Source organism: Micromonospora chalcea (assembly GCF_028768405.1).
In the GTDB taxonomy this organism is placed as follows: Bacteria; Actinomycetota; Actinomycetes; order Mycobacteriales; family Micromonosporaceae; genus Micromonospora; species Micromonospora chalcea.
In genome coordinates, this window is sequence record NZ_CP118233.1 from 4,652,282 (window position 1) to 4,668,928 (window position 16,647).

Genomic DNA, 16,647 nt, shown 5'->3' on the forward strand with positions numbered 1-16,647 from the left:
GGCGGTCATGACCGTCCCCCTGGTCTTCGCCCACCGCGGCGCCTCGTACGACCTGCCGGAGCACACGCTCGCGGCCTACCTCCGTGCCATCGAGGAGGGCGCGGACGGGCTGGAGTGCGACGTCCGGCTGACCCGTGACGGGCACCTGGTCTGCGTGCACGACCGCCGGCTGGACCGCACCAGCAACGGGCACGGGCTGGTCAGCGCGCGTACGCTCGCCGAACTGGACGCGCTCGACTTCGGCTCCTGGCACCGGGCCGCGACGCTCGCCGAGGACGACGAGCCGCTGGACGAGTCGCACACCCGGCTGCTCACGCTGGAGCGGCTGCTCGACGCGGTGCTCGACGCCGGGCGGCCGGTCCGGCTGCTGATCGAGACCAAGCACCCCTCGCGTTACCGGGGCGAGGTCGAGCGCCGCCTGGTCACGCTGCTGCGCCGGTACGGGCTGGACGAGCCCCGCCCGGGCCATCGGGTCCAGGTGACTGTGATGTCGTTCTCGCCGCTGGCCGTACGCCGGATGCGGGAACTCGCCCCGGCGCTGCCCACGGTGCTGCTGCTGGAGGTGCTGCCGCGGCTGCTGCCGCTGGGCCGGCTGCCGTTCGGCGCCCGGATCGCCGGTCCCGGCGTGGACCTGGTCCGGGCCCGCCCGCGCCTGGTTCCCTCGCTGCGCGCGGCCGGCCACTCGGTGTACGTGTGGACCGTCAATGAGCCGGAGGATCTGGAACTCGTGCTGGAAGCCGGCGTGGACGGGGTGATCACGGACCGGCCGGCCCGTGCGCTGGCCCGGTTGGGCCGGTGAGTCCGGTCGATCGGTATCGGCCACAGTCGACCGGCCGGGGGTGTCCGGGAGGGCTGCCGCGCGGCACACTCGGGACATGCCGGAGCGAACCGACTACCCCGCCCTCATCGCCGGCCACACGACTGTGATCAACATGATCAACGCGGGCGAGTCCGGTCCCGCAGTGCTCAACCGCCTGCTCCACGAGGTCGGACCGGCGGTGGGCGCGGCCGGTCTGGTCTTCGTGGAGTTCACCCCGGCCGGCGGACGGGTGATCGCGGCGACCGGCCGCGCCGAGTTCGTGCTCGGCCGACCGCTGCCCGCCACCGACCCGGCCACCGTCTGCCTGCTCGCCGGGCCGCCGGTGCGGGAGGTCCGGGTCGACGCGATCCCGGGCGCGCTCGCCGACGAGGTGGCCGGCCGGGGGCTCAGCCGGATGATCGTGGCGCGTGCCGAGATCGGCGGTCTCACCGTCGGCAGCCTGCACGCGCTCTACCCGCTGGGCGAGCCGCCGGATGCCGCGCAACGCGCCGTGATCGGCTACGTGGCCGCGTGCGTCGCGCACATGTACGGCGACCAGACCGGCCTGCCGGTGCACGGGGACGGCCCGGTGGTGGCGGCGCTCGCCGACGGGCTGGCCGTGGTGGACCGCGACGGGCGGATCCGGCTCTGGAACCCGGCGGCGGTCCAGGTGACCGGCCGTCCGGCGGAGGAGGCGCTGAGCCGCCCGCTGCCGTTCCCGCTGCCGCCGCCGGGCCAGGTGCTCGACCACCGGATGCCGGACGGGCGCTGGCTGCGGATCACCTCCGGCGAGCTGCCCGGCCCGAACGCGCTGCGCGTGGTCACCTTCCGCGACGTCACCGACCAGCAGCGGCGCGACCACGACCGCGATCTCTTCGTGGCGGTGACCAGCCACGAGCTGCGGACCCCGGTCACCGTGATCAAGGGGTACGCGGACACCCTCACCGACCACTGGGACTCGCTGAGCGACGACGACCGCCGGCAGGCCGCGCGGATCATCGGCCAGCGCGCGAACGAGCTGGCCCGCCTGGTCGACAGGCTGCTGACCGCCGCCACCGAGAACCGTCCCGGCGGGGAACCGGCCGCGCCGTTCGACCTGGTCGACGCGCTGCGCGCGGCGGCGACGGACCTGCCGGCCGACATCCGGCACCGGGTCGTGCTCGACCTGCCGGCCGACCTGCCCAAGGCGCTCGGCGACCGGCACAGCCTCGCCACAGTGCTCACCGAGCTGGGCACGAACGCCGGGAAGTACTCACTGCCGGACACCCCGATCGAGGTCACCGCCGAGGCGAACGAGCGGACCGTCTCGTTCCGGGTGGCCGACCGGGGCATCGGCATCCGCCCGGAACACGTGGAGCGGGCCTTCGACCGGTTCTGGCAGGGCGAGTCCGGCGACCGCCGGCGGTATCCGGGCGCTGGACTCGGTCTCTATCTCGTCCGCCAGATCGTTGAACAGCAGAATGGATGGGTATCCCTCCGGCCCAGAGCCGGTGGCGGTACGGTCGCAGAGGTGCGGCTGCCGCGGGGTTGACCCGGCGCTCGCAGACGGGGAAGGAACGACGTGTCGACTGGTCCGCCCGAACGGTCGTGGTGTGTGGTGGTGCCCCACGACCCGACCGGCGCGCGTCTGGCCCGGCACCGGCTCGCCGACGAGCTGACCGGCGTCGTACCCCCGATTCTGCTGGCCGACCTGGTCGCGGTCCTCGCCGAACTGGTCGGCAACGCGGTCCGGCACGCCGACGCGCTGCCCGGCGGCGTGGTCCGGGTGGCCTGGCGGCTGCGCGTCACCGAGGAGGGGCCGAGCATCCAGCTCCGGGTCACCGACGGTGGTTCCGGCGCCGGCCCGTGCATGCGGGCCGCCTCGCCGGACGCCGCCGACGGGCGGGGCCTGCACATCGTCGCCGGGCTCGCCAGCGGCTGGGGTGTGGAGCGCGACGGCCTGGGCCAGAGCGTCTGGGCACGGTTCGATCCGGCCCCGGCGCACCGGCCGGGCCTGGTCGCGGCCGGCTGAACGCACGGGCAGGCGGGTCCTGCCCCCACCCGCGCGGCCCGGCATCTAGGCTGTCTCGCCATGAGCAAGCGTCGGAAGAACCAGCGGGTCGGCGAGAGCACCCCCAAGCGGGAGAAGGTGCGCGACGTCTTCGTGCCCCGGCCGTTCGAGGGCCTGGTCGACGAGCCGGAGTGGATCGCCCTGCGTGAGCTGGTCCCGGCCGCGTCCGCGCCGCTGCGGCTCACCCCGGAACTGATCGAGGAGTACGGCGACCGCCCGGTCACGCTGGCCACCGTGCTGCCGATGGCCGCCCCGGCGATGACCAAGCCGGACGGGCGCGTCTTCATCGGTCTGCAGCGGCACCAGCAGTCCGGCGACGTCTCCCGGGACCTGGCCGACGCGCTGATCTCCGCGCTGCGCACCGAGCCGGGCGGCCAGGTGAGCGTGCCGCCGCTGCCCGGGCCCGGCCCCCGCCTCCAGGACATCCTGGTGGACGGCCCGCTGGAGATCACCATGCACGACGGGTTCGACTTCTGGCTCGACCCGGGCGCCGCCGACGACCCGAACGTGCAGGCGTCCCTGGAGCGGGCCAACTCGGCCATCTACCCGACCGTGAAGCTGGCCGCCGCGCGGGCCGCGTACTGGTGCCAGGTGCCGGAGAAGGCCCACGTGCGGATGGTCCTGCCGGAGGACGAGGACGCCGCGCTGGACGCGCTGTCCCGGCTCGGCGCGGCCGGCGCGCTGACGCTCGGCGACGACACGAAGTTCGCCGGCATGTTCCGGGCGCACGGGCGTCTCGCGCCGGTCTGGGACCTGCCGGAGGACACCCCGGCCGCCGAGTGGGAGGCGCCGCTGGCGGAGTTCGCCAAGCGTTACGCCGAGGCGGTCGCCGAGCAGGCGCCGCTGGACGCGGCCGGCCGCCGGTCGCGGCAGGGGCTGCTCGGCCGCCAGCTGACGCTGCGCTGACGTTCCGGGTCAGGCGGCCCCGCCCTTCTCCCGCACCAGCGGGCAGGACATGCAGCGCGGGCCGCCGCGCCCGGAGCCCAGCTCCGATCCGGCGATCGCGATCACCTCGATGCCGGCCCGTTCCAGTTGCGCGTTGGTCTCCACGTTGCGCTCGTACCCGACGCAGAGCCGGGGCGCGAGCGCGAGCGTGTTGTTGCCGTCGTCCCACTGCTCGCGTTCGGCGGTGACCGGGTCGAGGCCGGTGTCGATCACCCGGAGCTGATCGAGGTCCATCGCGTCGGCGGCGGCGCGCAGGAACGGCGCCGGGCCGTCGACCCGCAGGTCGTCGCCGTCCGCGCCGACGATCACCGTGTACGCGGACAGCTCGTTGGCGATGTTCGGGTACATCAGCACGGCGTCGGTGTCGACCATCGTGCAGACCGTGTCCAGGTGCATGGTGGCGCGCTCCTGCGCGATCGGGACCACCAGGATGGTGTGCGCCAGGCCGGCGGCGAACACCTGCCGGGCCAGCCGCTCCGCGCCGGCCGGGGTGGTGCGTTCGCCGACGCCGACGGCGAGCACCCCCGGGGCGAGCAGCAGCACGTCGCCGCCCTCCAGATGCTCCAGCCGCGGGTGGTAGACGAACTCGGTGCCGACGAACCGGGGGTGGTAGCGGTAAATGGCGTCGGTGAGCGTGGTCTCCCGCCGTCGCGCCGGCATGGCCAGGCTGGTGACACCGACCCGGTCCCCGATCCACACCGACGAGTCGCGGGTGAACAGCAGGTTGGGCAGCGGGTCGATGACGAAGTCGTGCCGGTCCATCAGGGTCCACACGAGACCGCCGGGTCGGTCGCCGCCGATTCGCAGCTCCTCGTGGGCGAGGCCGGCGATCAGCACGTCGGCCAGCCCGGCCGGGTCCAGGTACGCCAGGTGGTCGGCGACCCGGCGCCGCAGGGTGTGGCCGAGCCGGCGGGACCGCAGCACCTGCTCGGTCAGCTCGGCCCGGGCGTCCGGCACGGCGAGCGCCTCGGCCAGCAGGTCGGCCAGGTAGAGCACCTCGACCCCGCGGGACCGCAGCGCCGCCGCGAACGCGTCGTGCTCCTCCTGCGCCCGTCCCACCCATGGGATGGCGTCGAACAGCAACGAGTCGTTGTTGCGTGGGGTGAGGCGGGCGAGTTCCGGTCCCGGGCGGTGCAGCAACACCGTCCCGAGCCGGGCGACTTCGCTGTCCACATAGTGGGTCACCCCCGCAGCCTAGGGCAGGCTTGCGCACCATTCGGAAAAGAAGCGTGGATGAATATGGCATTCATCCACACTCACTCCGGCGCCCCGGCTTGCCGAGCCCCCGGGGGCGCAACGTAGGGTAGTGGAGACATAACTTCGAGAGACCTTTTGCCGGAGGTCGCGATGACTGTCTTTCCCGCTCGTCGAGCCGTACCGAGCAGGGCACTGCCGCCCCGCACGGTGCCGCACACCCGGGTCGAGCCCACGTCGGTGCTCGAACCGGCCCGACCGACTCCACTGGAGTGGGCCCGGCGTCGCCGGGCGGAGCGGGGGGCCCGCCGGTTGGAAGCCGCCGGGGCCCGCGCCCTCGGCCAGCTCGACCACCTCGGGCCCGCCTGGCACGTCATCGAGTGGCCCCGGACGGACCCGGCCGACATGCTGCTCGACCGCGTCCGCGACGACCGGGCCGGGTTCCTGGCCATCGGCCCGAGCGGCCTGTTCGCGGTCACCATCGCCGACCACGGCCGCGCGCGCGTGCTCGTCGCCGGTGACGTCGTGCAGATCAACGGCAAGCGCCCGCCGTACGTGGCGGAGGCGCGCCGGGACGCCAAGCGGGCCAGCAAGGCCCTCTCCGACGCGGTCGGCCTGCCGATCCCGGTCACGCCGGTGCTGACGTTCGTCGGCTCCGGCGTGATCAGCGTCTACGGGCTGCCGAAGGACTGCCTCATGGCCACCCACCGGGAGCTGGACCGCCTGCTCGTGGCCGGCGGGAACCGGATCAGCCCGGCCACCGCCGAGAAGCTGTCCCGCGTGGCCCAGGCGCCGTCGACGTGGTTCAACGACACGTACCGTCCAACCGCCGACTACCGGTGGTACGACGAGGGCCGAACGGCCGCTGACAAGCGGGCCGCCCGCCGGTAACGTCTCCGGCGACGCCACGCGGCCCCCGGCTCCGCCCCCGACTGGTTCCGTCGGTCCGCGTCGTCGCCGGCCGCCCGGCAGCCGATGCTCCCGCCGCACCGACCGGCTAGCGTGGACAGACCGTCGGTGTACATAGGAGGCGCGGTGGCCCACGTCGAACTCTCACTCTCGGACGTGTTCGCGCCCCCGGCGGGCTCCACCGAGCAGGAGTCCGACAACTTCGGGCAGTGGTCCGGCATGGTCTCCCGAGCCGCCGAGCCGTGCCTGCTGATCGACGCCGGCACCACGGTCGTGGCGATCTCCTCGTCCGGCTGCGCGCTGCTCTGCCTGGGCGCGCCGGGGGACGTGATCGGCCTGCCGCTGCTGGAGGGCGGCCTGCGCCTGGTGGACTTCACGGCCAGCCCGAGCGAGCTGACCGAGCAGGAGACCGACAAGATCCCGCCGCTGCTCGCGCTGCACTCCGGGCGACTCGCCCGGGGTCTGCTCCGCGTGCAGGGGCCCAACTCCGACGCCGGCCGCACGGTCGACGCGATCTCCACCCCGGTGCTCACCGACGGCGTGGTGGCCGGCTCGCTCACCTTCCTCTCCGCGGTCTGACCGGCACGCTTCCACCCGGGCCCGGCCTCCTCCTACGATGGGCTCGGCCCCCGCCGTACGACGACATCCCTCGATGCCGAGGACGCCCACCGTGCTCCGCACCCCCCACCCCGGTCGCCGGCACCGCCCACTGGCGCTGCTGGCGGTGCTCGCCCTCGCCGCCTGCGGCGCGCCGCCCGAGCTGCGCACGCCGCCCGCCGTCGCCACGCCCGCGCCGGTCCCGTCGACGTCCGCCACGCCCACCCCGAGCGCCACGACGGTGGCACCTGTCACACCGTCCGCGCCCGTGCTCTCCCCGTCCACGCCGGTGACGGCGACGCCGTGCCGGGGCCGGCCGTCCGGCGACCGGATCGTCGCGCTGCTGCGCGGGTCCGCCGGAGTGCTGCCCCGCGACGTCCGGGTCACAGTGGCCACCGGTCCGCTCTGCGCCGAAGGGTGGCAGTACACCGTGCTGGCGGTCGCCGGACACGAGGAGCTGCAGGTCGTCACCCGGGGCGGCAGCGGCACGCCGACGCTGGTGACGGCCGGGACGGACGTGTGCGGCGTCGAGGTGCGGACCCTCGCGCCGCCCGGCATCCGTACCCTGGCCTGCGACGGCACGCCGGGTGCGTAGGCTGGTCGGCATGCCGGGAACACCGCCGACCCGCTTCGTCTACCTGGGCCCCGAGGGCACCTTCGCCGAACAGGCCCTGCGAACGGTGCCCGCCGCCGAACGCGGGGAGCGCACACCGGCGCGCAGCGTCGGCGAGGCGCTCGACGCGGTACGCGCCGGCGACGCGGATGCGGCCCTGGTGCCGCTGGAGAACTCCATCGGCGGCGCCGTCGGCGTGACGCTCGACGAGCTGGCCGAGGGCGACCCGTTGGTGATCACCCGCGAGGTCGTCCTGCCGGTGGAGTTCGTGCTCGCCGCCCGGCCCGGCACCACGCTCGCCGACGTGCGCGGCGTGGCCGCCCACCCGCAGGCGTCCACCCAGTGCCGGGGCTGGCTGCGCGAGCACCTGCCCGACGCCACGGTTGTCGACGTGCTCTCCAACGGCGCCGCGGCGGCCGGCGCGGCGAGCGGCGAGTACGACGCCGCCATCTGCGCCCCGATCGGCGCGACCCGGCACCGGCTGGCGGTCCTCGCCGACAAGATCGCCGACCATCCGGACGCGGTGACCCGCTTCGCGCTGGTGTCCCGCCCCGGGCCGCCTCCGCCGCCGACCGGTGACGACCTCACCTCGCTGGCGGTCTACATCGCGCACGACCGGGTGGGCGCGCTGCTGGCGGTGCTCATGGAACTGGCGGTGCGGGGTGTGAACATGACCCGCATCGAGTCCCGCCCCACCGGTGAGGCGCTCGGCCGGTACGTGTTCTTCCTGGACTGTGCCGGGCACGTCGCCGACGTACGCCTCGGCGAGGCGTTGCAGGGGCTGCGCCGGGTCTGCGCCGACGTGCGGTTCCTGGGGTCGTACCCCCGGCACCGCTGGAACGCGGCGGCGGGTGACCGGTCGGCGGCGGCGTCCACCGGGCCCTCCGACCTCGACTACGCCGACGCGGCGGCCTGGGTGGCCCGGCTGCGGTCCGGCGAGCTGAGCTGACCGGCCCGGGGCGACCACGGCGGGCGCCCCGGGCACCGGAGGGTCACTGCAGCAGGCCGCCGAGCACGCCGCCCTGCTGCTGGGTGCCGCTGCCGGCCACCGGAGGCTCCTCCGAGGGCTGGACGACGACGAAACCCTGTCCGGCGAAGCTCATCGTGAACGCCTCACCGGTGCTGCGGCCGAGCAGCGTGCCGAGGCCGAGCTGCTCGGCGCGGTGGTAGCCGGTCTGGAGGTTCGCCGACCAGCAGACCGCCGCCTGCGGGTCCACGTACGTCGGCGCGTCCACGTTGAGCACCACCGGGGTGCCCTTGGTGGTGATGGCGATCCGGCCGTGCCCGGTGAACACGCAGTTGAACAGGCCGGAGGAGGACGCGAAACCGGCGCCGCCGACCATCTTGATGTCGTACTGCAGGGTCGAGTCGAAGGCCAGCACGCTGGAGCCGTTGATGGACAGCGCGTCGCCCGGCTCCAGGTCGATGACGTGCACGTCCTTGGCGAAGTCGGCGAGGAACACGTCGCCGCGCCCGGAGACCTTCATCAGCGGCACGCCCTCACCGGTGAGGCGCTGCTTGATGAACTTGCCGATGCCGCCGGAGCCGAGGGCCTGGAACTGCACCTGGCCCTGGTAGGCGACCATCGAGCCGACGCGGGCCATCGCCTCGCCGTTCAGCTCGATCTTCAGCATCTTGGAGTTCTGCAACCGCATGCCCGGCTGCTGGGACTCCTTCTCAAGGTTCTCCGCGGAGAACAGCGCGCTGCGCATGGGTTTTCCTCCTGGGTCAGAATGTGCCTGACCACGGAGGTTAGGGGACCGGCGCAACCACCGGAATCAGCCGGGCGGGGACCCGGTCAGCCCCAGCCCAGGGCGTGCAGACGCTCGTCGTCGATGCCGAAATGGTGGGCGATCTCGTGCACCACGGTCACCGCGACCTCCTCGACGACGTCGTCGTCGGTGTCGCAGATCGCCAGGATCGGATTGCGGTAGATCAGGATGCGGTCGGGCAGCACGCCGGAGTAGTCCCAGCCGCGATCGGTGAGCGCGTGCCCCTCGTACAGGCCGAGCAGGTCCTCGCCCGGCGGCGGGTCGTCCTCGACCAGGATGACCACGTTGCTCATGAGCCCGAGCAGCTCCTCGGGCACCTCGTCGAGTGCCTCGCCGACCAGTTCCTCGAACCGGTCCCGGCTCATCTCCACGGCCACGCGGCCCGGTCACTCCCCCAGAATCGGCACGTCACACGGCGAGGGCGGCCCGCAGGACACCCCCGCCGTGCCGTACGTGATGGTCAGGCCAGGCGGGCGTTCAGCGTGATCTGCGCGCCCGGCGACAGCAGCCGGGAGATCGGGCAGTTCTCCTTGGCCGCCTCGGCCAGCTTGGTGAACTCGGCCTGGTCGATGCCCGGAACCTGACCGACGGTCTCCAGGTCGATCCGGGTGACTGTCATGCCGGCGTCGGTCTTGTCGAAGTGCACCTTGGCGGTGGTCTCCACCGCCGTTTCCTGGGCGCCGGCGTCGGCGAGCTGCTTGGACAGCGCCATCGAGAAGCAGCCGGCGTGCGCGGCGCCGATCAGCTCCTCGGGGTTGGTGCCCTCGCCCTCCTCGAAGCGCGACTTGAAGGAGTAGTTGCCGGACAGGCCGCCCTTGCCGGTGCGGACGGTGCCGGACCCCTCGGTGAGGTTGCCCTGCCAGCGAGCGGATGCGGTACGGATAGGCATGGCACGACGCTACGCGAAAGCGGGCCGCGTCGCACCGCACCTGTGGACCACGATCCGGGCCGTCGGGTGTGTGCTGTGCCATGATTCGACGCAGGCCCGCGTACGGGAAGGGTGGCCATGTCACAGGATCTCCCCGTCCCCCGCCAGGAGAAGCGAATCCCCGTGCGGGACGACGACACCACTGTCGTCGAGTGGGGTGACGCCGAGCCGGAGTCCCCCGGCCGGGCCGGACGCTCGCTCGCCGCCCTGGGCCGGGACCGCCGCCTGCCGACAGTGCTCGCCGGGCTCGCCACGGTGGCCGCTGTCGCCTCGCTGATCGGCGAGTGGCTGATCATCACGGTGCCGGCCGAGGCCCGGGACGACGACGCGCCCACCCGGCTGACCAGTGGCATCTCCGAGATCGGCGGGTTCGGGGTGGCGTACCTGGTGGGCCTGCTCGGGCTGTCCGTGGCGCTGGCTCTGGCGCTGCGCGGCGCCCCGGCGGTCCGTCGGCACGCCGCGCTCGCCGGGCTGGGCCTGTCGGCGGGCGTGCTCGGCGTGCTGGTCGCGACCGCCGCCTCCCTCGAGCAGCTGGCCCGGCGCATCCTGTTCTTCGTCGGGGACCAGCGCCTCGACGTGGAGCACGGGCGCGGCCTGGTCACCGCGTTCCTCGCCGTGGCGCTGCTGGCCGCCGCGCTGCACCTGGCCGGCCGGAGCGCCGGGGACACGCCCGCCGACGAGGAACCGGACCACGACCACCCGGACGACCGGCCCGCCTGGCGGGGACGCGCCGCCACGGACGACCTGCCGCCGGCCCCCGCGGACCTGACGGTGCAGCCCACGGTGCCGTTCGCGGACCCCGACCGGTCCCGCTGACGCCGCATACGTCGGCCACCGCGGCTTCGCCTCCGATTCGCCGGAAAGCCGTGGTTGCCGCCCGTTCCGCGAGATACGGTTGCTGCCCGCCGTCCCGTGGTCGCGGCACCGAAGACCTGGTCGGCCGGCGTGACGGCGCGGGCGAAGGAGGAACCATGACCCGCCCGGGACTGCCCAAGCTGATCGCCACCGACCTCGACGGCACGCTCGTCCGCAGCGACGAGACCGTCTCCGCGTACACCCACCGGGTGCTGGACCGGGTGCGGTCCGCCGGGATTCCGGTGGTCGGCGCGACCGGCCGCGGACCGCGCCTGACCGAGCTGACCCGTAACGACATCCGGGCCGCCGACTTCCTGGTGATGGCCGGTGGCGGCCGGGTGGTGGACCAGAGCGACCCCGACGGGCCGCTGGTGCTGCGCGACGAGCGGCTGCCCGGCGAGGTGCTGGCCCGGATCCTCACCGACCTGGAGGCGGCGGTCGGCCCGCTCACCGTGATGGTCGAGGCGTCGGACGAGCACGACGCGCCGCTGTGGGGCGACTACCACCCGAGCTGGCCCTACCCGGACCGGTTCGAGGCGCGCAGCCGGATGGAGTGCCTGTCCTGCGACGTAATCAAGGCGTTCGCGCGTACCGCCGACCACCACGTGGACGAGCTGCTGGCCGCCGCCCGGGCGATCGTGCCGCCGGAGGTGGCCACGCTCACCCAGGCCGGGCTCGGCTTCATCGAGATCTGCCCGCCCCGCACCGACAAGGCCAGCGGCCTGAGCGTGATCGCCGAGCGGCTCGGCGTCGACCCGGCCGACGTGCTGGTCTTCGGCGACCAGCCGAACGACCTGCCGATGTTCGACTGGGCCGGGTGGGCGCGGGTGGCGGTGGCGAACGCCCACCCGGAGGTACGCGCCGCGGCGGACGAGATCACCTTGCGCAACGACGACGACGGGGTGGCTGTCTACCTGGACCGACTACTGTCCCGGTGATGGAAGATCCACCTCGGCTCGTCGCCTCCGACATCGACGGCACGCTGCTGCGCGACGACCGGACGCTCAGCCCGCGTACCGCCGGCGTGCTGGCCCGCATCGCCGCCGCCGGCACGCCGGTGGTCCTGGTCACGGGCCGTCCGATCCGCTGGCTCCAAATGGTGTACGAACAGCTCGCCGCGCCGCTGCCGGCGATCTGCGCGAACGGCGCGGTGGTGTACGACCCGGTCACCGACCAGGTGCTGCGGGCCGACCCGCTCGCCCCGGAGCTGCTGGCCGAGGTGGCCCGGCGACTACGGGCCGAGGTGCCCGGGGTCAGTCTCGCGGTGGAGATCGTGGACAGCCGGCAGATGCGGCACGAGGCGCACTACCCGCTGCGCTGGGACGCCGACCTCGACGCCATCCGGGCCGTCGAGTCGCCGGAGGAACTGCTGGCCGCACCCGCGGTGAAGCTACTGGCGCGCGCCGGTGAGCAGGACCCGGACGTCTTCGTGCAGGTGGTGGCGGGCGCGCTGGAGGGGCTGGCCGAGGCGACCCACTCGTCGTACAGCGGGCTGATCGAGATCTCGGCCGCCGGCGTGACGAAGGCGGCCGGCCTGGCCTGGTACGCGGAACGGCTGGGCGTCGGCGAGCGGGACGTGCTGGCCTTCGGCGACATGCCCAACGACGTGCCGATGCTGGCCTGGGCCGGACGCGCGGTGGCGGTCGCCAACGCCCACCCGGCGGTACGGGAGATCGCGCACGAGGTCACCGGGCCGAACACCGAGGACGGCGTGGCGGCGTACCTGGAGAAGGTCTTCGAGCTGGACTGAGTGGCCGGGGCGCGTGACGCGCCCCGGCCGACGGGTCACAGGTACTGGCCGGGCGCGTGGCCCTCGCCGGCGCCGGGCATCCCGGGCATGCCCGGGATCACGCCGCCGGGGCCGCTGGGCAGCGCCTGACGACCCGAGCGCATCTGCTCCAGCTGGACACGGGCGGCCATCTGCTGGGCCACCAGCGCGGCCTGGATGCCGTGGAACAGGCCCTCCAGCCAGCCCACGAGCTGGGCGTGCGCGATCCGCAGCTCGCCCTCGCTCGGCGTCTGCCGCTCGGTGAACGGCAGCGAGAGCCGCTCCAGCTCCTCGCGCAGCTCGGGCGCGAGGCCCTCCTTCAGCTCGACGATCGAGCGCTCGTGGATCTCCCGCATCCGGTTCCGGCTGGCGTCGTCCAGCGGCGCCGCCTTCACCTCCTCCAGCAGCTGCTTGATCATGCTGCCGATCCGCATCACCTTGGCCGGCTGCTCGACTAGGCGGGTCGGGTCCTCGCCCTTGCCCTCCTCGTCGGTCTGCACCGTGCCGACCGGGCGGCCGTCCGGCCCGACCACCACCACGGTGCCGGGGATGCCATCGTTGCCCTGCTCGTCGTCCCGTCCGGAATGCGCTTCGGTCATGGCACCCATCTTTACCCACGCCGACCATGTGCACGCGGCCGGACCGGAGGGAGCTACCGTCGCCGCATGCTCTCCGACCCACGCGAGGTGCTGACCCGCCCGTCTCCGCCGCCGGACGCCACAGTCGCCTACGGCGACCACCCGGACCAGCTCGCCGACCTGCGCCGGCCCGCCGGCGACGGGCCGGCCCGGCCGCTCGTGGTCGTGGTGCACGGCGGTTTCTGGCGGGCCGAGTACGACAGGGCCCACACCGGCCCGATGGCGGCGGCGCTGGCCGCGCTCGGCCACCCGGTCGCGCAGATCGAGTACCGCCGGACCGGCCAGCCCGGCGGCGGCTGGCCGCACACCCTCACCGACGTCCGCACCGGGGTCGCCGCCCTGCCCGGTCTGGCCGCCGCCGCGCTGCCCGGCCGGGTGGCGCCCGTACCGCCGATCCTGATCGGCCATTCCGCGGGCGGGCACCTGGCCCTGTACGTGGCCGCGCGCGCCCCGGAGACGGTCGCCGGGGTGGTCGCGCTGGCCCCGGTGGCCGACCTCGCGCAGGCGTACCGGCTGGACCTGGACGGCGGGGCGGTGGCCGCGCTGCTCGGCGGCTCCCCGGAGGACGTGCCGGACCGGTACGCGGACGCGGATCCGTCGAACTTCGTACCCATGCGAACACGGACCGTAGTCGTGCATGGCGAGCAGGATCTTCAGGTTCCCACCTCGATCAGCCGATCCTGGGTGGCCGCCGACCGGGCTGCCGGCGGCACTTCCACCTTGATTGAGCTGCCTGAATGCGAGCATTTCGGGCTGATCGACCCGGAGGCGGCCGCCTGGCCCCGGGTGACACAGGCGTTGCGGTCGCTTCACGATGATCTTCCGGGCATTGACGCAGCGTCGCCGACCAGGTAGAACGCCGAAGGGGTGTGCACCATGGCCACCCCGTCGGGAAGGAAATCGGTGGCACAGATGAACCGCAGGCGGGCTCTGCAACTGCTGGCCGCGCTGGGCACCACCGGACTGGCGGCGGGTTGCGGCTCCGGGGAGGACGACACCGGGGAGCAGGCCGGATCCGGCAGCCCGATCAAGATCGGGCTGATCGTGCCCGGCAGCGGGGCGAACAAGGCCATCGGCGACGAGATCACCAACGGCTTCCAGCTCTACCTCCGCCTGCGCGGCCAGCAGATCGCCGGCCATCCGGTCACGCTGGTGCCGGCCGAGGAGGGCTCCACCGCCGCCAGCGGCAAGGCCGCCGTGGAGCGGCTGATCAAGGAGGGCGTGCTCGCGCTCACCGGCGTGGTCAGCCCCACCGTGATGACCGGCATCAAGGACTCGGTCGAGCAGGCCCGGGTGCCGCTGATCGGCTCCAACGCCTCCCCCTCGACGCTGCAGGGCGTCGTCTACATCTGGCGCACGTCGTACGTGCTGACCGAGCCGGGCGAGGCGCTCGGGGAGTACCTGCGCCAGAAGCTCGACGCGTCGAGCCGCATCGCCATCTTCGGCACCCGCGGCCAGGGCAGCCAGGACGTCGTCGAAGGGCTGCGGCGCGCGTACGAGCGGGGTCGCCGGCTCACCGAGGACCCGATCTACACCGACGACTCCGACAACCCCTCGCGGAATCTCTACGCCGGGCCGATCCGCAAGGCGCTGGAGCGGAAGCCGGACGCGGTCTTCTGCCACTACTCGGGCGCCCAGGCCGTCCAGTTCGTCAAGCAGCTCTACGCCCTGGGCTACCGGGGGCCGATCTACGCCCCCGGGTTCCTCACCGAGGGCACCGCGCTGGACCAGCTCGACGACGGTGAGAAGGGCCGCGACCGCAAGCTGATCGAGGCGAACGGCATCGAGACCGCGCTCAACTACTCGGCCGATCTCAACAACACCGCGAACCGGATCTTCGCCTCGGCGTACCGGAAGACGTTCAACACCGCGCCGACCACGTACGCGATGGCCTCCTACGACGCCGCGCTGGTGCTGGACAAGGCGATCCGGCTGGCCGGGGCGAACCCGTCCCCACAGCAGGTCAACCTGGCGCTCGGCAAGGTCGGCCAGGTGGACAGCCCGCGCGGCCCCTGGCAGTTCAACCAGACCCGTACCCCGCAGCAGAAGTGGTACCTGCGCCGGGTGCAGACCGACGGCCGACTGCTGTCCAACATCGTGATCAACGAGCTGGCCACGCTCGGCTGACCGGCCCCCGTACGCGACGAAGGGCGGTCTCCCCACCGGGAGGCCGCCCTTCGCGCCGAGGCGTGGCTCAGTGCCGCAGTTCGGCGATGCAGCACTTCACGCTGCCACCGCCCTTCTTCAGCTCGGACAGCTCCACCGGGACCGGGTGGTAGCCGGCCGCCTTCAACTTGCCGGCCAGCCGCGTCGCCTCGTTGTTCAGCACCACGTTGAGCCCGTCGCTGACCAGGTTCAGGCCGAACGCCAGCGCGTCCTCGTCGTCGGCGACGATCGCGTCCGGGAACAGCTGGGCCAGCACCTTCTGGCTGGCGGCGGAGAAGGCGCCCGGGTAGTAGACGATGTTCTCGTCGTCGATCGAGGCGAGCGCCACGTCCAGGTGGTAGAAGCGCGGGTCGATCAGGCGCAGCGAGACCACCGGGCGGCCGAGCGCCTCCTGCGCCTCGGCGTGCGCGGCCGGTTCGGTCCGGAAGCCGTGCCCGGCGAGGATCAGGCCGCCGTGGGCCTCCGGCAGGTACGCGAAGTCGCCCTCGCCCTCGTTGGTCTCGTTCGGGGCGATGAACCGCCAGCCCTGCTCCTCGTAGAACGCCCGGTGCGCGGCGGCCTCGGCGGTCCGCTGCTCGTGCTTGAACCGGGCCCCGTAGACGGTCCCGTCGACCACGAACGCGCCGTTCGCCGCGTAGACCATGTCCGGCAGCCCCGCCTCGGGCGTGAGCAGGTGCACGTCGTGGCCGAGCCCGACGAGCGTCTCCCGCAGCCGGTCCCACTGCTTGACCGCCAGGTCGGCGTCGACCGCCGTGGTCACGTCCATCCACGGGTTGATCGCGTACTCGACCGTGAAGTGCTCGGGCGAGCACATGAGATATGTCCGCTTTCGCGAGACTCGCTGCTGGTTCACGGTCACCAAGAGTAGGTACGGTACAACTTTGGTAACAGCCACAAGCATTGCTTCCCGGGAGCAGAACGTTGCAGATAGACGCGGTAGACCAGCGAATCATTGCGTTGCTCGTGGCTGACGCCCGCGCCTCGTACGCGGACATCGGCACCCGGGTGTCACTCTCCGCCCCCGCCGTCAAGCGACGGGTCGACCGACTCCGGTCCGCCGGGGTGATCCGGGGATTCACCGCCGTCGTCGACCCGGCCGCTGTCGGCTGGACCACCGAGGCGTTCGTCGAGCTGTTCTGCGCCGGCCGGACCACCCCGGCACAGATCGGCGCCGCCGCCCGACGGCACCCCGAAGTGGTCGGCGCGTACACCGTCTCCGGCGAGGCCGACGCGCTCGTGCACCTGCGCGCCGCGGACATCTCGCACCTGGAGGAGGCGCTGGAGCGGCTGCGCGCCGAATCGTTCGTCACCTCGTCCCGCAGCACCATCGTGCTCTCCCGGCTGGTCGAGTCCCCCGGCGTCGGACCGTCCACGCCTTGACCTCAACCTCGCTTCATGTCGTGCACTGGTGAC

The 16,647-nt window shown here is 73.3% G+C and carries 20 protein-coding genes; 14 read left to right on the forward strand and 6 right to left on the reverse strand.

The window, feature by feature from the left end; genetic code table 11:
* Positions 1 to 7: 7 nt before the first annotated feature.
* The 4 genes from PVK74_RS20625 to PVK74_RS20640 all read left to right on the forward strand — a co-directional run bounded on the left by PVK74_RS20625 (position 8) and on the right by PVK74_RS20640 (position 3,755).
* Entirely contained in the window at positions 8 to 799 is a 792-nt protein-coding gene (locus PVK74_RS20625; protein ID WP_043327734.1) for a glycerophosphodiester phosphodiesterase, read from the forward strand.
* Between the two features lie 76 nt (positions 800 to 875).
* On the forward strand, positions 876 to 2,330 hold the full coding sequence (locus PVK74_RS20630) for an ATP-binding protein (RefSeq protein WP_043327733.1): 1,455 nt from the start codon (positions 876 to 878) through the stop codon (positions 2,328 to 2,330).
* Between the two features lie 63 nt (positions 2,331 to 2,393).
* A complete protein-coding gene (locus tag PVK74_RS20635; RefSeq protein ID WP_176722903.1) occupies positions 2,394 to 2,810 on the forward strand; it encodes an ATP-binding protein in 417 nt (138 codons plus the stop codon).
* Between the two features lie 60 nt (positions 2,811 to 2,870).
* A complete protein-coding gene (locus PVK74_RS20640) occupies positions 2,871 to 3,755 on the forward strand; it encodes a DUF5926 family protein (protein ID WP_166456775.1) in 885 nt (294 codons plus the stop codon).
* Positions 3,756 to 3,764: 9 nt separating this feature from the next.
* Here PVK74_RS20640 and PVK74_RS20645 read toward each other — a convergent pair whose 3' ends face one another.
* The gene (locus tag PVK74_RS20645; protein ID WP_274477030.1) at positions 3,765 to 4,979 is read right to left on the reverse strand and encodes an arginine deiminase; all 1,215 of its coding nucleotides are present in this window, start codon (positions 4,977 to 4,979) and stop codon (positions 3,765 to 3,767) included.
* A gap of 162 nt (positions 4,980 to 5,141) precedes the next feature.
* Between PVK74_RS20645 and PVK74_RS20650 the strand changes: the two genes are divergently transcribed.
* The 4 genes from PVK74_RS20650 to pheA all read left to right on the forward strand — a co-directional run bounded on the left by PVK74_RS20650 (position 5,142) and on the right by pheA (position 8,056).
* Positions 5,142 to 5,879: a hypothetical protein gene (locus tag PVK74_RS20650; RefSeq protein WP_274477031.1), complete on the forward strand. Its 738-nt coding sequence runs from the start codon at positions 5,142 to 5,144 to the stop codon at positions 5,877 to 5,879.
* A gap of 144 nt (positions 5,880 to 6,023) precedes the next feature.
* Positions 6,024 to 6,476: a hypothetical protein gene (locus PVK74_RS20655; RefSeq protein WP_030499431.1), complete on the forward strand. Its 453-nt coding sequence runs from the start codon at positions 6,024 to 6,026 to the stop codon at positions 6,474 to 6,476.
* Between the two features lie 73 nt (positions 6,477 to 6,549).
* Positions 6,550 to 7,089, forward strand: a complete 540-nt coding sequence (locus tag PVK74_RS20660; RefSeq protein WP_064448084.1) for a hypothetical protein — start codon at positions 6,550 to 6,552, stop codon at positions 7,087 to 7,089.
* A gap of 10 nt (positions 7,090 to 7,099) precedes the next feature.
* Positions 7,100 to 8,056 carry a prephenate dehydratase gene (gene pheA / locus PVK74_RS20665; protein ID WP_043327728.1) on the forward strand — a complete coding sequence of 319 codons (957 nt, stop codon included), beginning with the start codon at positions 7,100 to 7,102 and terminating at the stop codon, positions 8,054 to 8,056.
* 43 nt (positions 8,057 to 8,099) lie between these two features.
* Here the strand turns inward: pheA and PVK74_RS20670 are convergent, their stop codons facing one another.
* The 3 genes from PVK74_RS20670 to PVK74_RS20680 all read right to left on the reverse strand — a co-directional run bounded on the left by PVK74_RS20670 (position 8,100) and on the right by PVK74_RS20680 (position 9,768).
* Positions 8,100 to 8,819, reverse strand: a complete 720-nt coding sequence (locus PVK74_RS20670) for an AIM24 family protein (RefSeq protein ID WP_043327727.1) — start codon at positions 8,817 to 8,819, stop codon at positions 8,100 to 8,102.
* An 86-nt stretch (positions 8,820 to 8,905) separates the two neighbouring features.
* Positions 8,906 to 9,250, reverse strand: coding sequence for a metallopeptidase family protein (locus PVK74_RS20675; RefSeq protein WP_176722904.1), 345 nt, complete (start codon positions 9,248 to 9,250; stop codon positions 8,906 to 8,908).
* A gap of 89 nt (positions 9,251 to 9,339) precedes the next feature.
* On the reverse strand, positions 9,340 to 9,768 hold the full coding sequence (locus PVK74_RS20680) for an OsmC family protein (protein ID WP_013289315.1): 429 nt from the start codon (positions 9,766 to 9,768) through the stop codon (positions 9,340 to 9,342).
* A gap of 162 nt (positions 9,769 to 9,930) precedes the next feature.
* On the opposite strand from PVK74_RS20680, the gene PVK74_RS20685 reads away from it, so the two are divergent.
* The 3 genes from PVK74_RS20685 to PVK74_RS20695 all read left to right on the forward strand — a co-directional run bounded on the left by PVK74_RS20685 (position 9,931) and on the right by PVK74_RS20695 (position 12,412).
* The gene (locus tag PVK74_RS20685) at positions 9,931 to 10,623 is read left to right on the forward strand and encodes a hypothetical protein (RefSeq protein WP_158629859.1); all 693 of its coding nucleotides are present in this window, start codon (positions 9,931 to 9,933) and stop codon (positions 10,621 to 10,623) included.
* Between the two features lie 155 nt (positions 10,624 to 10,778).
* A complete protein-coding gene (locus PVK74_RS20690) occupies positions 10,779 to 11,600 on the forward strand; it encodes an HAD family hydrolase (RefSeq protein WP_043327725.1) in 822 nt (273 codons plus the stop codon).
* Positions 11,600 to 12,412 (forward strand): HAD family hydrolase, encoded by an 813-nt coding sequence (locus tag PVK74_RS20695; RefSeq protein ID WP_043327724.1) that lies wholly within the window; start codon positions 11,600 to 11,602, stop codon positions 12,410 to 12,412. Before PVK74_RS20690 ends, PVK74_RS20695 begins: the two co-directional genes overlap by 1 nt.
* Before the next feature lie 35 nt (positions 12,413 to 12,447).
* Here the strand turns inward: PVK74_RS20695 and PVK74_RS20700 are convergent, their stop codons facing one another.
* Positions 12,448 to 13,038 (reverse strand): bacterial proteasome activator family protein, encoded by a 591-nt coding sequence (locus PVK74_RS20700; protein ID WP_043327723.1) that lies wholly within the window; start codon positions 13,036 to 13,038, stop codon positions 12,448 to 12,450.
* Positions 13,039 to 13,095: 57 nt separating this feature from the next.
* Here PVK74_RS20700 and PVK74_RS20705 point away from each other — a divergent pair, with 57 nt between their 5' ends.
* Positions 13,096 to 13,923 (forward strand): alpha/beta hydrolase family protein, encoded by an 828-nt coding sequence (locus PVK74_RS20705; RefSeq protein WP_043327722.1) that lies wholly within the window; start codon positions 13,096 to 13,098, stop codon positions 13,921 to 13,923.
* Positions 13,924 to 13,971: 48 nt separating this feature from the next.
* Positions 13,972 to 15,195 (forward strand): ABC transporter substrate-binding protein, encoded by a 1,224-nt coding sequence (locus PVK74_RS20710; protein ID WP_274477032.1) that lies wholly within the window; start codon positions 13,972 to 13,974, stop codon positions 15,193 to 15,195.
* 67 nt (positions 15,196 to 15,262) lie between these two features.
* Here the strand turns inward: PVK74_RS20710 and ddaH are convergent, their stop codons facing one another.
* Entirely contained in the window at positions 15,263 to 16,096 is an 834-nt protein-coding gene (gene ddaH / locus PVK74_RS20715; protein WP_176722883.1) for a dimethylargininase, read from the reverse strand.
* A 59-nt stretch (positions 16,097 to 16,155) separates the two neighbouring features.
* Here ddaH and PVK74_RS20720 point away from each other — a divergent pair, with 59 nt between their 5' ends.
* Complete coding sequence (locus PVK74_RS20720; RefSeq protein WP_030499444.1) at positions 16,156 to 16,614, forward strand: Lrp/AsnC family transcriptional regulator; 459 nt, start codon at positions 16,156 to 16,158, stop codon at positions 16,612 to 16,614.
* Positions 16,615 to 16,647: the final 33 nt, after the last annotated feature.

Bases quoted from the DNA above. Each gene is read 5' to 3' on its own strand.
- PVK74_RS20660 (WP_064448084.1), top strand. From the start codon at position 6,550: ATGCCGAGGACGCCCACCGTGCTCCGCACCCCCCACCCCGGTCGCCGG.
- PVK74_RS20705 (WP_043327722.1), top strand. From the start codon at position 13,096: ATGCTCTCCGACCCACGCGAGGTGCTGACCCGCCCGTCTCCGCCGCCG.
- PVK74_RS20695 (WP_043327724.1), top strand. From the start codon at position 11,600: ATGGAAGATCCACCTCGGCTCGTCGCCTCCGACATCGACGGCACGCTG.
- PVK74_RS20670 (WP_043327727.1), bottom strand. From the start codon at position 8,819: ATGCGCAGCGCGCTGTTCTCCGCGGAGAACCTTGAGAAGGAGTCCCAG.
- PVK74_RS20625 (WP_043327734.1), top strand. From the start codon at position 8: ATGACCGTCCCCCTGGTCTTCGCCCACCGCGGCGCCTCGTACGACCTG.
- pheA (WP_043327728.1), top strand. From the start codon at position 7,100: ATGCCGGGAACACCGCCGACCCGCTTCGTCTACCTGGGCCCCGAGGGC.
- PVK74_RS20630 (WP_043327733.1), top strand. From the start codon at position 876: ATGCCGGAGCGAACCGACTACCCCGCCCTCATCGCCGGCCACACGACT.
- PVK74_RS20690 (WP_043327725.1), top strand. From the start codon at position 10,779: ATGACCCGCCCGGGACTGCCCAAGCTGATCGCCACCGACCTCGACGGC.
- PVK74_RS20640 (WP_166456775.1), top strand. From the start codon at position 2,871: ATGAGCAAGCGTCGGAAGAACCAGCGGGTCGGCGAGAGCACCCCCAAG.
- PVK74_RS20700 (WP_043327723.1), bottom strand. From the start codon at position 13,038: ATGGGTGCCATGACCGAAGCGCATTCCGGACGGGACGACGAGCAGGGC.
- PVK74_RS20650 (WP_274477031.1), top strand. From the start codon at position 5,142: ATGACTGTCTTTCCCGCTCGTCGAGCCGTACCGAGCAGGGCACTGCCG.
- PVK74_RS20680 (WP_013289315.1), bottom strand. From the start codon at position 9,768: ATGCCTATCCGTACCGCATCCGCTCGCTGGCAGGGCAACCTCACCGAG.